Here is a 13523-nt window from a genome sequence, read left to right as displayed (position 1 = left end):
GGGTCAGGTGTCCACGCGAGGTCATGAGGCGACGTCCCAGGTCTGTCGCCTCCAACAAGGAGTCGCGCGCCTGGAGCGCCGGCCGCTCTCCCTGGAGCGAGGCATCCCCAGGTTGCCCGTGATGAATCTCCGGCGCGGGTGGCCACACGGGAGAGAGGGCGGCATGGAACACGCGAGGGAGGGCCGCCGGAGCTGGATGGACGTGCTGCTCGGAAAGCCGCTCACCACCGCGCAGGCGTCGCACGAGCAGGTCGGCGTGCTCGCGGGCGTGGCCCTCCTCGGGCTGGATGCGCTGTCCTCCGCCGCGTATGGACCGGAGGCCGCGCTCACCGTGCTGCGCCCGCTGGGGCCCTCGGGTGTGAAGCTGCTGTTTCCCATCACCGCGTGCATCGTCGGGTTGCTGGTGGTGGTGGCGTCCTCCTATCGGCAGACCATCGCCGCGTATCCCCGCGGAGGTGGGGCCTATACGGTAGCGAGAGAGAACCTGGGTCGTCGGATGGGGTTGCTCGCGGCGTCCGCCCTGCTCCTGGACTACCTGCTCAACGTGGCGGTGGGCATCTCCGCCGGGGTGGGCGCCCTCGTCTCCGCCTTTCCCTTGCTGCGCCCGCACACCCTGGGACTCGCGCTGGGGTTGCTGGGCCTGCTCACGCTGGTGAACCTGCGCGGCGCCCGTGAAGCGGGGGCCCTCTTCCTGCTGCCCACCGCGATGTTCATCGGCTCGCTCTTCATCCTGCTCGCCGTCGGCGCCTTCCGGGCCTTCACGCAGGGAGGCGCGCCAGCCAGCGATATCCCACCGCCCGCGCTGCCCTCGCCCTCGGCGAGCGTGGGGCTGTGGCTGGTGTTGCGGGCCTTCGCCAGTGGCTGTACGGCGATGACGGGCGTGGAGGCGGTCAGCAACGCGGTGCCTGTCTTCCGCGCGCCCTCCGTGAAGCGCGCCAGGCTCACGCTGTCGCTCATCATCCTCGTCCTGGTGCTGTTGCTCCTGGGCGTGGCCGCGCTGTGCCACGTGTATGGCGTCGGGGCCACCGCGCCCGACGGCCCGGGCTACCAGAGCGTTCTGTCCCAGTTGTTGGCCGCGGTGACGGGGCGGGGTGTCTTCTATTACGTGGCGATGACGTCCATCCTCGGCGTGCTCGCGCTGTCCGCCAACACCAGCTTCGCCGGCTTCCCGCGCGTGTGCTGGCTGCTGGCGTTGGATCGCTACCTGCCCGTGGCCTTCGTGCACCGGGGACGGCGCCTGGCGTACTCTCGAGGCATCCTGTTGCTCTCCGTGCTGGCGGGGCTGCTCATCCTCGCCTCGGAGGCCATCACCGACCGCCTCATCCCCCTGTTCGCCATTGGCGCGCTCCTGGCGTTCACCCTCTCGCAGACGGGCATGGTGGTGTACTGGACGCGCCGCCGCGATGCGGGGTGGCAGTGGCGCCGGGTCCTCAACGGCGTGGGCGCGCTCTTGACGGGGCTGGCGCTGTCCATCGTCATCGTCGCCAAGTTCACCCATGGCGGCTGGGCCGCCGTCGTCATCATCCCGCTGGGCGTGTTGCTCTTCAGCCGCGTCCACCGGGCCTACCTGCGTGTTCGCGAGACGACGGACCTCCAGCGCCCCCTGGTGTTGGACCCGGTTGGGAGCATGGTGGCGGTGGTGCCCATGAGCCGCTGGTCCCATGCGTCGGAGACGGCCCTGCGCTTCGCCCTGGGGCTCTGCCACGACGTCCGCGCGGTGCACGTGCGCACCGATGAGGAGGAGGACGCGCCGGGCGCCCTGGCCGCGCGGTGGGCCGCGCTCGTCGAGGAGCCCGCGGTGCGGGCTCGCGTCCAGGTACCCAGGCTGGAGGAGGTGCCGTCTCCCTACCGGGGACTCGTGCAGCCCTTGCTGGACTACGTGGACGGGCTGCTCGCGGAGAACCCGCACCGCACGGTGGCTGTCGTCCTGCCGGAGCTGCTGGAGCGCCAGTGGTACCGGGCCGTCATGTATGGGCGCCGCGCCGAGCTGCTGCGCAGCACGCTGCTGTTGTCCGGCGCCCGGCGTCTCGTGGTCATCAGTGTGCCCTGGTACCTGCGCACCGGGGACCAGGCCCAGCCCGGGTCCGCCCTAGGGCCCACCGGGGAGTCCGAGCCCACGGCCCCCGCCTGATGCGCACCGGTGACCGAGCATCCCGACTGGAGTTGTTGCAGGGCTCTTTTGCCAAAAATTTCCGTGTAGGTTGTTTCCCGCGCGTGCTGGCCCGCAGGCACCGTCGCCCTCGGGGGCGAGGGTAAGCCATTCATTAATCAGGCATCGCCTCTCGGGTGCCCAGCATCCGGGAATATGTGTCTGCCCATGACGCCTGGCCGTCAGACGGACAAGACTGGCGGGCATTCATAGACTTCAATCGGAATAGTTTGAGAGCCAAGCCAAAGCAGGCACTCCCCGTGCAGTACCTCCCGCGTCCCTGGTTGCAAAACCCCCAAGGGCGCGGAGGCGCAAAGATGAATCGCAGATGGTTTGGAGTCCTGCTCGGTGGAGCGTTATGGGCCCCGGGTGTCCTGGCCCACGATTTCCGAGCGGAGAAGCTCGTGAACGGCTTGAAGCTGGCCTCGATCAACACCTATCCCAACACGCTGACCTTCACGTTCAGCGCCACGAACATCCATCCGACGTTGTCGTCGATCCTCCAGTCCGCGGGGGACCCGCTCCTGTCCTCGTGCACGCTCACGCCCGCGCCGCCGCTGACGGTTCCCGTGGGTGGCAACGTCACCTATCAGTGCACCTTCCCCGTCGCCAACTTCGAGGTCTGCGAGGCCCTGGGCAGGCTGGACACCAACCCCTCCACGCCCAATGACAGCGTGTCGTTCACCAACGTCTTCAGCATCGGCTGGGACAACGGCTCCGCTCAGGACGGCGTCAACGTGCTCTGTGAGCAGGAGCGCATCATGGTGTGTGATGACACGGTCTATATCTCGACCGCGTCCTCCTCCAGCACCGGCCTGCCGGTGGGGCCCTCGCGCCTCTACGTGTTCGACCCCGCAACGGCGACGCTGGCGCTCCAGGGGTCCACGCCGATTCCGTACAACGGCCTCGCGTTCAACCATGTCAATGGCTTCTTGTATGCCATCAACTCCAACGGCGTGAACCCTCCCAACCTCATCCGGGTGGACGCCAACGGCTCGGGGAACATCATCGCGCCGCTCGTCACCGGCGCGGCGAACACGGCGCTCTGGGGCGCGGGCGCCATCCTGGGCGACGGTTCCTACCTGGGGTTCGAAATCACGAGCAACCACCTGGTTCGCGTCAACACCACCACGGGCGCGACCTTGTCGGACGTCGTCGTGGGCACCCCCGCGACGTTCCGGGTCGCCGACTTCGCGGTGAATCCCCTCAACGGCCTGCTGTATGGCTTCAACAGCGCCACTCAGCGCGTCACCATCATCAATCCGTTGCTGGGCACCCACACGGACTTCGTCCTGCCCACGCGCATCAACGGCGTGCTGTCGGTGGGCAACTCGATGGTCTCCGCGGTCTTCACCGCCACGGGTGAACTGTTCTTCTACGGCTCCACCAATGCGAACGTGAGCAGGGCCAACACGTTCTATTCGGTGAACCTGGTGACGGGGGCGCTGACCACCGTCTCCACCGGTCCCACCACGCAGTTCGCGGACGGCGCGACGTGCGCCTTCCCCCCTCCTCCTCCCGTGGGTGGAGATCAGACGCCGATGCTGACGCGAGACCACGGCTTCTTCGGCTCCAGTGAGGAGGCCCTGGGCCAGTGTCTGGCGCAAGGTCCCATCTCGCTGGGCAACCTGGGCAAGGTCACGACGGAGGAGAACGCGCTGGGCATCCTCTGGGCCAACCCGGCCATCTCCCAGGGTGGGGAAGTCCGCTCGGACTTCGAGGCCCTCAAGGTGCGGGTTGCCCGTGCGCTGCTGACGGCCACGTGCAACGAGCGGTTCTTCGGCACGAAGGCGCCCGAGCTGACCGGCATGGAGGCGTGGGTTTCTCCCAGCCGGATGATGATGGAGCAGGCGCTGGAGGTGCTGGAGAAGCACAACCGCTCCGGGGAGCGCAGGGCGGTGCCGTTGAGCAAGAAGATCTGGAAGATGGATCCGCTGCTGGGGCTGGAGCGGGCCGTGGAACCGAAGCTCTGAAAGGGGGGATGACATGAAGACGAACTCAAGATGGATGGCCCTGTCCGGGATGTTCCTGGCGCTGACGCTGAGCGCGTGTGATGGCAACGGCGGGACGGACCCCGTCGACGTGCCCGAGGGAGACCGCTTCGAGCTGCGGCTGCTCGGTCAGGACGCGGAGCTGTACGAGAAGGTGTTGTTGGGCGTGGGGCGCATCGAGGTCACCGCGCAGGGCAAGTCGCTGCCGTTCCAGCTCTCTCCGTCCGCGCGGTCGATGGACCTTTCAAAGACGGACCAGGCCCACCTGCTGGGGTATTTCTACCTGCCGGCGGAGGCGGACGGGGCGGACGTGCGCGTGCACTTCGATGACGTGGGCGCCTTCCGCGAGGCCGGCGCGTCGGGCCTCATCAACGCGCTCTCGGGCTCCATCCTGTTCTCGACCAAGCGCGTGGAGCTGGAGAAGCGCAAGCACGTCGTCATCCAACTGCACCTGAAGGACAGCCTCTTCCAGGGCCGTGGTTCCAAGGTCCTGCTGCCGTCGACGTTCATCGTCCACTGAGGCAGGAGGAGCGGGGGCGCTTCGGCGCTCCCGCTCTTGGGTCGGAGGTCGCCTCGGCGACCGCGCTACAACCCGAGCGCTACGCCCACCACGATGCCGAGAAGGGTCGCTCCGACGACGAGGAGTCTCTCCTTCAAGGCGGAGCGACGGCGGTGGGGCTTGGGCGACGGTGGCGGCCGCGGTGCGCGGTCGTCCACCGGGGCGAGGTTCGGCGAGGTCACGACAAGACGGGTCGCGGGCTCGGCGGCGAGTTGGGGGACGGGCGTGGCGTTGAGCCGCGTCGCGGGCTCGGAATCGAGTTGGGGCGCGAACAGGGTGTCGAGCCGGGTCGCGGGCTCGGCATCGAGTGGGGGCGCGAGCGGAGTGTCGAGCTGAGTCGCGGGCTCGGCGTCGAGTGGGGGCGCGAGCGGAGTGTCGAGCCGAGTCGCGGGCTCGGCGTCGAGCTGGGGCGCGAGCGGAGTGTCGAGCCGCGTCGCGGGCTCGGCGTCGAGCTGGGGCGCGAGCGGGGTGTCGAGCCGCGTCGCGGGCTCGGCGTCGAGTGGGGGCACGTGCGAAGGCGCCGTCTGTGTCGCCGGCCGGCCCGCGAGCCGCGGCGAGGTCTCGGCTCGCTGTGCGTGCGGCTGCGTGACCTCGTCGTCCAGCGCGGTCTCCGCGTGAGCCGGGGTTGCCCACGGCCTGAGCGCGCTCGCCATCTCCCTGGCGTCCGTGAAGCGCTCCGCGGGGCTCTTGTGCAGGGCGCGCGCGAGCACTCGTGAGAACTCCTCGGGCACCTCGGGCCGAAGCGTGGAGGCCAGCGGCGGCACCCGCTCCACGATGGCGGAGAAGAGCGCCACCGTATCGGCGACGTCGATGGGCTGCCGCCCGGTCACCATCTGATACAGGCACGCCCCCAGCGAGTAGAGGTCCGCGCGCGCATCGACCGGCTGGCAGCGGACCTGCTCGGGCGCCATGAAGGAGGGCGTCCCCACCCACGCCCCCGCCTCCGCGCCCACCCCCGAGGCATCGTCCTCGTGGAGCAACCGCGCCACTCCGAAGTCCAGCACCTTCACCTTGTCACCGGCCTCGCTCGACACGATGAAGAGGTTGTCCGGCTTGATGTCGCGGTGGATGACACCCGCGCGATGCGCGGTCTCCAGCGCGGACAACGTCTGAATCGCGAGGTCCACCGCGCGCCCCAGGGGCAGGGGGCCCCGCTGCTTCAACAGGAGCCGGAGCGTCTGTCCGTGGAGCAGCTCCATCACCATGAACGGAGGCTCGTCCGGATTGCACTGGAAGTCCTTCACCTCCACGAGGTGCGGATGCTGGAGGCCCGCGATGGCGTGCGCCTCGCGCCGGAAGCGCGCGATGACCGCTTCGTCGTCGACCAGGTGCTGCTGCAGCACCTTGATGGCCACCGCGCCGTCCTCGTCGACACCGGCCGCCTCGTAGACGATGCCCATTGCCCCTACGCCAATCCGCTGACGCAGTTGATACTTCTGGCCCAGCAATGTCCCGACCGAAGCTGACGAGCGGCTCATGTCATCACGGGTATACCGAAGGCGCCCACATGGCGAGGGGCATCCGCCCGATGACGTATGTTTCAATCGTTGATATCGGGGAAGCCCAGATGACTCCGATGGAGCGAGACAAATCCCCCCTCGAATCCGCGCGGGGACGTCTCGGCACGTGAGGGGTTGGTTCTCAGCGTGCGAGAGCTGGCGCGGCCTGAGTACCGCGACACTGGATTCAGAAGGTGATGCCCAGGCGCACCAGGTCCACGTTCAGATCCGTGACGGGGCCGTCCGAGCGTTCATCCTCCAGGGAGAAGCCGTACGTGTAGCCCATGTCGAACGGCTGGCGTCGCTGGTTCACGCCGTAGCCCATGCCGAGTCCGAAGACGGGCTCGAAGAAGAAGCCGGAGCGCCGCGTCACCGCCCGGTAGCCCACGTCCAGCCCGAGCGTGGCCTGGAAGCCGTGCTCCTCCTCATAGGTCAGCGCGGCGGCCCTGCCCGACGGACGGAAGCGCTGGGTGTCGACGCTCCACATGCCGGTCAGCCGGGGTTGGATGAAGAAGCCTTGTCCACGGGCCTTGGGCCACGGCTTCCACGCCACGCCCAGGGAGACCTTGAGCTGACGCAGCGACGAGCAGCGCATGGACTCGCGAGGACAGGTGGTGCGCGTCATCATGGGGGTGACCTCGAGCACCGCCATGGTCGAATCCGACAGGTTGCGGCCCACGCCGATGGGAACCGCGACGTGGAGCCGCTCCTGCGTCAGGCCGGACCACACGAACAGCGAGGCGTGAGACACGGGTGACAGCCAGATCGACGTCTTCGGGACGTCCGCGGACCGCTCGGCGGGAGGGGGAGGCACCTCCACCTCGGCATGGACCACGGGCGCGAGAAGGAGCAGTGCGAGGAGGGCTGTGCGGGTCAGACGGTCGCTCCTGTGATTGGGTGGCGATTGTCCCTAAGCAACACCCATGCCCCGTGGCGCCGCCCTGGGCCGTGTGAGTGGCGAGTCGTCCAGCACGACACGGCTGTCACTCTTCTTCGCCCCGGGGTCCTGCCAGCGATGTCGCGAAGGCTGAGTCCGCCACGTGAAAGGGGTTGGACGGCTCGCGCCATCCAACCCCTCCTTGCTGCCTCGGCGTGGAGTGCGACTAGAAATCCTTGACGCGATCCGCGAGGTCCGCGTTGTCGATGAACGCGTTGGTGTTGCCCTGGATGTTGGCGACGCGGCGGTTGCGCTCGATTTCAGCGGTGTCGACCCCGTCCAGCTTGTTCCACGCCTTGAGGGCGGCTTCCTCGTCGGCGGGGATGGGCTTGTTGTACGTGGACGAGAAGTAGAACATCGCGCGCGCCACGTTGCCCTTGTGGGAGTCGGGCGGCTCGAACACGGTGTTGCCCTTCGCGTCCGTGCCCAGCTTGGCGCCGTTGTGGCTCCACTTCACGTTCACCACTTCGCCGAACGGGAAGCTGCTGCGGCGCGAGTTGGCCTTGCTGTCGGTGGGGAACAGGTGGTGCAGGTCGCTCTTGGCCGCGCCCGTGGCGCCCTTCGACTGCGGCCAGGTGTGCTCCACGTTCATCACGGCGTTGTTGGGAATCTTCCCGCCCTTGGTCTCCACGCCCGTGTAGACGCACTCCACGTTGCCGGCCGCGTTCACGTCCAGGCTGGAGAAGATGATGTTGCGCGCCTCGTTGTAGCTGACCACCTTCTTGCCGGAGGACGCGTCCCTCACGGCCTTCAGCAGCGCGTCGTCGCGCAGGCCATCGAAGGGGTCATCCGACGGCTCGGGGTCCGGCTCGGGCGCCTTCGTCTCGGGGACGATGTTCATGCCCCACTGCTTCAGCGTGCCGACGTCGCCCTTGGCACTGTCCCGCACCTCCAGCTTCCAGGCGCCCTTGGTGGACTCGCCCGCGAACTCCTTCAGGTCGAACGAGCCCTTGAGGTCGTCCTCCGAGCCGCCCGCGCGGTTGGACACCACCGCGGTCTTGCCCGACGGGGACGTCAGCGTCACCGTCAGGTCGCCCCGGTAGGTGTGCGCGATGTCCAGGTCCAGCTTGAGCGACTCCACCTTGGCGTCCTCGGCGACGTCCAGGGTGCTGGTGACGGTGGCGCTGTCCTTGATGGCCGCGTTGGGGCTGGTGCTGGGGGTCAGCGGAGTCGCCGCCGCGCCAGCCGCCGCCTTCAGGTTCGTGGCCGCCGCGTTCGCGACGGTGGGGGCCACGGGAACGAAGACGGCGCCGAGCTTCGTCAGCAGCGACGGGGTGAGTCCCTGTCGGGAGGGCTCGAACTCGTTCCGGGCCTGGGCAGGGGCCCTGGGTGAAGTTGTTTCACGCGCGGTTTCAGTTTCAGTCGGGCGAGCAGAGAGGGGCGAGCGGCGGGGGCCGACGACACTGGTCATGCGGGCATTATCGGCCCCGCAGCCCCAGAGGTTGTTACTCCCGTGTGGATTTTTTGACGCGGCCGGAATTGCGGGAAATTCCAGCGGTGTCGCATCGATATCCCGGGGGGAGGGGGCCTATCGGCGGATCAGCTCGGAGACGGGCTGTCCCTCGGGACCCACGCCATCCAGCCGCACGAAGTCCACGGAGAAGGGCCAGGACGTCTTCACGAAGATGTGCTCGAGCTGGGACACGTTGGCGCCGAGCTTCGTCCACGCCTGCACCGAGCACCGGCCACGCACCTGGGCGGTGGTGATTTCGATGGGACGCCCGGGGAAGGACTTCAGCCGGAGGTGCACCCGCCAGCCCTCGGCGGTGGCCTCCACCTGCTGGGCGTCCTCGAGGCCATACGCGGGCTGCTCGATGCCCAGCAGCTCCTCGACCTCGGCCTCGCCCCGCTCCAGCATCCGCCAGTACACGTGCACCGGACGCGCGCCGACAGGGCGGCAGCTCTCGTCCAGGCTCACGGCGTAGTGGACCTGATTCCGGTTCTCGCTCCGGGAGAGGAAGAAGGCGGACGGAGCCTGGGCCGCCGTGGGCTCGGCGGCGACGGCCGTGCAGAGCGCCATCAGCGCGGTGGCGGCGCCACTCTTGAACCAGGTCTTCGGAAACATGCGGGTCCCCTGTCTCGGCGGAGTGACTGGGGCCGCGACGCTGGGAGGTTGAACACCCCAGGTCTCCCAAGCTGTCACCCGGCCCAGGAACTTCGGCGGGCGCTGCCTAGCACGGAAGACGGGGCAGGTCCGCAAATTGGCGTGGCGGAGTCTTCAACGCCTGACAGTCCGGCCCGGGCTCGGCGGGGGAGGGGGGCTGCCCGTTCGAGCCCAGGCCTGGGGGGCAGAGAGGTCGCGTCACCCTCTCGGCCCCCGGAGTCCATCAGGGCGTGGTGATGAAGGAGCTGACGGCGTCGGCGCTGCTGTACGGCAGCTTCTCGTGGGACGTGAACGGGCGGCGTTCGAGGTCGAAGTCCGGGGCGTCGATGGCGCCCACGCGCAGGTAGTAGATGCTGTCCGGCTGGAGCATGTCGGGGGGCAGGCGCACCTGCGTGGCCGAGCCCGGCGCATAGAGGGTCCTCGCCAGGAACGCGAAGTTGAGGTCGGGGTCATACCGGTAGAAAGCCAGACGGTAGGCCGTGGGCGTGCCGAGCGTGGGCGGCACCCAGGCGATGACGGGGCTGACGGTCCCCACCTCGCGCGGCACGCTCGCGGGCACGCCGTCGATGGTCAGGGAGCGGGGCGGCGACACCCGGGGTTGGACGGGTCCCGCGATGACGTTGTCGAGCGTGTCGAACGAGGAGATGCTGCCCGAGATGTTGATGGAGCGGCCCGAGCCGTCTGGCACTGCGGCGAGGTGTCGGAAGGAGTAGCCGGCATAGCCGATGACGCCCCAGCTCTGGGGAAAGGGATTGCCGAACTTCAGGCGGGTCGTGAAGTCGAACGAAGTCGCACGGGGCATTGAAAGGGAGAGCAGCTCACCGGAGTAGCCGACCCAGCCTTCGGACACACCATGGGCGGCGGGCAGGACCTGGAACGAGGGCAGGTTCGCCGACGCCAGCGGGTGGACGTCCGCGGCGAAGCGCGTGTACGCCGGCAGGCGCCACTCCATGGGGAACTCGCGCATCGTCACCGGTTGGAGCACGCCGGTGGCCGGCAGCGGGTTGATTCCATCCGGGATGAAGTCGAACGCGCCCATCTCCACGGCGCGCTCCACGGCGGAGTAGCCCAGCGGCGTCCCATCCGGCAGCGTCCCCGCGCTGAATTGGCTGAGCTGACTGACATACATCCGGTCTCCTCGGTCCGCCTCGAAGATGGGGATGTTGTAGCCAGTGCCGAGCGACAGGTCCGCCTCGTTGGTGAGGAGGTGTGTCTGTCCATCGGGAATCATCTCGAAGAGGTTCGCCCAGCCGAAGATGTCCACCTGCGCGGAGGTGAGCTGGAGGCTGGAGCCGGGTTGCAGGCTGCCACCCCAGTTCGTCCACGGCGCCATGTTCACGAGGTTGAACTGGAGGGCCGTCCAGTTGACGTCGGAATAGACGGCGTCCGCCCGGCCCAGCCGGTTGCGGCCGATGTCAACGTGGCGAGCGGAGGTGATGACGTGGGCGTTCCCCGTGCGCAGGTAGTACGGCCCCTGGGGTACGCCCCTGAACTCCCAGCCGCCGGGGACCGCGGAGCCCAGAATCAGGGAGAAGGTCGCCCCTTGCGGCACGAGGATTTCGGGGGGATTCGCCGACAGGTCCTCGACCCGCTCGGACATGCCCACCGATGTGAAGAAGCGCGTGGTGCTCTTCACCAGCACCGCGTCGGGCGATGGCCCGCCATCCGTGGTCGGCGTGCCAGCGTCAGGCTCACAGCCGGCGCCCGTGGGCTCGCCCATCCACGTCCCATCGCCCGAGGGCCCGTTCTGGGGGTCGATGTTGGAGAGCCCATCCGTCAGTTCGGTCGAGTCGGTGGGCTCATTCCCACACCCCACCAGCAACGCGGCGCAGGCCGAGCCCAAGACGACGGTAAATCGCAGCAATGTCATGAAGACCTCCGAGAAGAGTAAGGCTTGCATACCGTACCCGGCGGTCCTGACGCTGCACACGCGAGGGGCTGACAGGCCATCACGGAGCAACCATCCGCCTGGGGTTTGCGCAATCCAGGCGGAATGGGTGTCATGCCTTTTCAGGCCCATCTTCGAAGCGACGAATCCAGGGGCTCCGTGGACCCGGTGCCGGCCCGAGAGGGGTCACCTTCGTGGGCAGGGGATGAACCACGGCTGATAGGAGCCCGTGTCGTCCACGGCGCGGAAGTAGATGCGGTCGCCCACGCGCGTGAAGCCATCCGCGCGGGATGACGCCGGGCCGGGCCAGATGTCCACGAGGGGCCCGGTCGTCGCGACGCTGCCTCGCGTGAACCAGGGCTCCAGCCCCGTGTCGCTCGTCGAGGCGACGAACAGCGCGTCACCGTCGCCGGTCGGGAACAAGGGCGAGTAGTACTCGTCGCCCAGGCTCAGCGCGCTGGAGAGCTCGCGGGTTCCCGAGGCGGTTCCATCCGAGACCCAGAGGCTCACCGCGCGAGGCGCGGGGCCGAGGGTGGCGATGGCCACGGAGAAGTAGAGCCGGTTTCCCGAGACGGCCATCTGCTGAAGATAGGGGTACGCGGCTTCCTGGCCCGCATAAGGATTGGGGAGCGTCTTGACGGAGGCCTTGCCGCCCCCGTTCAGGGAGAGACTCTGGATGCGCATCAGCATCGTCTCGCTGTCCACGGAGGCGAGGTAGACGGTGTCGTGCAGCGCCCCGAGCAGGAAGGCCGTCTTGCCGAAGGCGTCCAGCCGGACGGTGCCCGAGGCCGTGCCGTCCGTCTTCCACACCTCCGTGTTCGCGCCGTCGTTGAACAGGAACAGCCCCACGGCTCCCGCCTGTCCCGTGTTGCTGAAGAAGTAGACGACCTGGGCATCGAGCTTCTTGACGAGCACGGTTCCGCTCGCCGTTCCGTCGGTCCGCCAGAGCGCGGTGCCTTGCTCCGGTGAGGCGAGGAAGAAGAGCAGGTTGTCGCCCACCCGCAACGTCACATTGCCGAGCATCGAGGCGGTGCCGAAGTTCGCGAACCGCACCGTGCCCGCGTCCGTGCCATCCGAGCGCCACAGCTCCACCTGGGGATTGCCAGGGGCGACGCCCCACTGGCGCAGGAAGGTGAGCTTTCCGCGCTGCTCGGCGAACGCCGCGAGGTAGGTGTCGTCGGGGCCGGGAGTGAGGTCCTTGACGAGGTGGGTTCCCGCCTCGGTTCCGTTGCTGACCCACAGCTCCCTGCCTGTCCCGGGCTCATCGAACTGGAAGAAGACCTGGTTGCCCACGGGGAACAGGTTTCGCAGCGCGGGGGAGGCGACGCTCGCTGCTGGGAAGGCCTTGACCGGGACGGTGCCGGCCTCCGTGCCGTTGCTTCGCCACAGGGTCGCGCTGGTGTCGGAGAGGTTGGTGGCGAAGTAGAGCGTCCCCCTCACGTCGACGAAATACTCGGGGAAGGGGCCACTGACGGAGGACCCCGACCCCGGTGGGATGACGACCTTCAGGCGCGACGCCGCTCCAGGACACGCATGGAGCGGGGCCTCGCGAATGCCTTCGTCCGTGCGGGGCTCCATGGCGGCTGCCTGTCCCGCGAATCCCAATCCCAGCAGGACGCACCAATGCCTTGCTTGCATATCCGTTCCCTCTCCGGCCCAGAACCGACAGAGGGTGGGATGCGCGGCTCTGTTCGCCAATCAGGCTTCGAGACGAGCGCCTATTCGGGAGTGGACACAGGGGCCGTGGGCATCGGGTGGCCCTGGCGGACAAGGTAGCCGATGACCGTCACCGACCCCCGAGCGCTGTCTCGCTCGATGAGGGCCAGGCTGGGGCCTTTCCACAGGCGCCCCATGGCACCCGGGCGGCCCAGAGCGCTCCGGAAGTCTGTCTCCACCGGAAAGTCGACCTCGAGGCGGCAGAGCGTTGCCCGGCAGTCCAGCCCCCGCACCGACGCCGTCGACGGCAGGAGGGTCGACAGGCTTTCACGAACCTCCCGCTGGGCGTCGGAAGCCCAGCCGCTGTCGGAGGCCTCTTGCTCGAAGGTCCGTTCCACATGGGCTTGTGCGGCGTTGGAGTCGAAAGGGGCGGTTGCCGGGCGTGCGGGGGCCAGGGACTCGTCGAGCTCGTCCGAAGGTGCGACGACGGTGGGTTGCGAGGGCTGCACGGGCGGGGGAGTCCAGCGAGGCCCGGGGGCGACCAGCGCCGGGAGCTGGCTTCCATGTGTCGAGGAGGTGCGTTGCAATTGCTCCACGGAGAGGGAGACACGGTCCAGCTCACCCCTCAGGAGGGCCAGGGCTTCCCGCTGTTCTCGGGCATTCAGCCACTGGAGGGCCAGGCCGCCGACGAGGACCACGCCGATGATGATTCGCTCGACTCTCATTGCCACCCTCCTTGG

The 13523-nt window shown here is 68.4% G+C and carries 10 protein-coding genes; 3 read left to right on the top strand and 7 right to left on the bottom strand.

Annotated features, from left to right (window positions below; genetic code table 11):
* Positions 1-163 precede the first annotated feature (163 nt).
* From ACN469_RS12405 to ACN469_RS12395, 3 genes are all read left to right on the top strand, one after another.
* On the top strand, positions 164-2131 hold the full coding sequence (locus ACN469_RS12405; protein ID WP_498767419.1) for an APC family permease: 1968 nt from the start codon (positions 164-166) through the stop codon (positions 2129-2131).
* Between the two features lie 335 nt (positions 2132-2466).
* The gene (locus tag ACN469_RS12400) at positions 2467-4122 is read left to right on the top strand and encodes a DUF6923 family protein (protein WP_498767417.1); all 1656 of its coding nucleotides are present in this window, start codon (positions 2467-2469) and stop codon (positions 4120-4122) included.
* 13 nt (positions 4123-4135) lie between these two features.
* On the top strand, positions 4136-4660 hold the full coding sequence (locus ACN469_RS12395) for a hypothetical protein (protein ID WP_498767415.1): 525 nt from the start codon (positions 4136-4138) through the stop codon (positions 4658-4660).
* 65 nt (positions 4661-4725) lie between these two features.
* Here the strand turns inward: ACN469_RS12395 and ACN469_RS12390 are convergent, their stop codons facing one another.
* The 7 genes from ACN469_RS12390 to ACN469_RS12360 all read right to left on the bottom strand — a co-directional run bounded on the left by ACN469_RS12390 (position 4726) and on the right by ACN469_RS12360 (position 13508).
* A complete protein-coding gene (locus ACN469_RS12390; RefSeq protein ID WP_498767414.1) occupies positions 4726-6177 on the bottom strand; it encodes a serine/threonine-protein kinase in 1452 nt (483 codons plus the stop codon).
* Between the two features lie 208 nt (positions 6178-6385).
* Positions 6386-7012 (bottom strand): hypothetical protein, encoded by a 627-nt coding sequence (locus tag ACN469_RS12385; protein WP_498767412.1) that lies wholly within the window; start codon positions 7010-7012, stop codon positions 6386-6388.
* A 289-nt stretch (positions 7013-7301) separates the two neighbouring features.
* Positions 7302-8546: an endonuclease gene (locus ACN469_RS12380; protein WP_498767410.1), complete on the bottom strand. Its 1245-nt coding sequence runs from the start codon at positions 8544-8546 to the stop codon at positions 7302-7304.
* Positions 8547-8663: 117 nt separating this feature from the next.
* Entirely contained in the window at positions 8664-9200 is a 537-nt protein-coding gene (locus ACN469_RS12375; protein WP_498767408.1) for a DUF4833 domain-containing protein, read from the bottom strand.
* A 262-nt stretch (positions 9201-9462) separates the two neighbouring features.
* Positions 9463-11109 carry a hypothetical protein gene (locus ACN469_RS12370; RefSeq protein WP_498767455.1) on the bottom strand — a complete coding sequence of 549 codons (1647 nt, stop codon included), beginning with the start codon at positions 11107-11109 and terminating at the stop codon, positions 9463-9465.
* A 204-nt stretch (positions 11110-11313) separates the two neighbouring features.
* Positions 11314-12705 (bottom strand): hypothetical protein, encoded by a 1392-nt coding sequence (locus ACN469_RS12365; RefSeq protein ID WP_498767406.1) that lies wholly within the window; start codon positions 12703-12705, stop codon positions 11314-11316.
* 140 nt (positions 12706-12845) lie between these two features.
* Positions 12846-13508, bottom strand: coding sequence for a hypothetical protein (locus tag ACN469_RS12360; protein WP_498767404.1), 663 nt, complete (start codon positions 13506-13508; stop codon positions 12846-12848).
* Positions 13509-13523 lie beyond the last annotated feature (15 nt).

The organism is Corallococcus terminator (assembly GCF_049194865.1).
In the GTDB taxonomy this organism is placed as follows: Bacteria; Myxococcota; Myxococcia; order Myxococcales; family Myxococcaceae; genus Myxococcus; species Myxococcus terminator_A.
This window is presented reverse-complemented; position numbering and strand designations above follow the sequence as displayed.

What these genes read in the sequence shown, in the direction of transcription:
- ACN469_RS12390 (WP_498767414.1), bottom strand. Translation starts at nt 6,177, where the DNA reads ATGAGCCGCTCGTCAGCTTCGGTCGGGACATTGCTGGGCCAGAAGTAT.
- ACN469_RS12360 (WP_498767404.1), bottom strand. Translation starts at nt 13,508, where the DNA reads ATGAGAGTCGAGCGAATCATCATCGGCGTGGTCCTCGTCGGCGGCCTG.
- ACN469_RS12400 (WP_498767417.1), top strand. Translation starts at nt 2,467, where the DNA reads ATGAATCGCAGATGGTTTGGAGTCCTGCTCGGTGGAGCGTTATGGGCC.
- ACN469_RS12395 (WP_498767415.1), top strand. Translation starts at nt 4,136, where the DNA reads ATGAAGACGAACTCAAGATGGATGGCCCTGTCCGGGATGTTCCTGGCG.
- ACN469_RS12370 (WP_498767455.1), bottom strand. Translation starts at nt 11,109, where the DNA reads ATGACATTGCTGCGATTTACCGTCGTCTTGGGCTCGGCCTGCGCCGCG.
- ACN469_RS12405 (WP_498767419.1), top strand. Translation starts at nt 164, where the DNA reads ATGGAACACGCGAGGGAGGGCCGCCGGAGCTGGATGGACGTGCTGCTC.
- ACN469_RS12380 (WP_498767410.1), bottom strand. Translation starts at nt 8,546, where the DNA reads ATGACCAGTGTCGTCGGCCCCCGCCGCTCGCCCCTCTCTGCTCGCCCG.
- ACN469_RS12365 (WP_498767406.1), bottom strand. Translation starts at nt 12,705, where the DNA reads ATGGAGCCCCGCACGGACGAAGGCATTCGCGAGGCCCCGCTCCATGCG.
- ACN469_RS12375 (WP_498767408.1), bottom strand. Translation starts at nt 9,200, where the DNA reads ATGTTTCCGAAGACCTGGTTCAAGAGTGGCGCCGCCACCGCGCTGATG.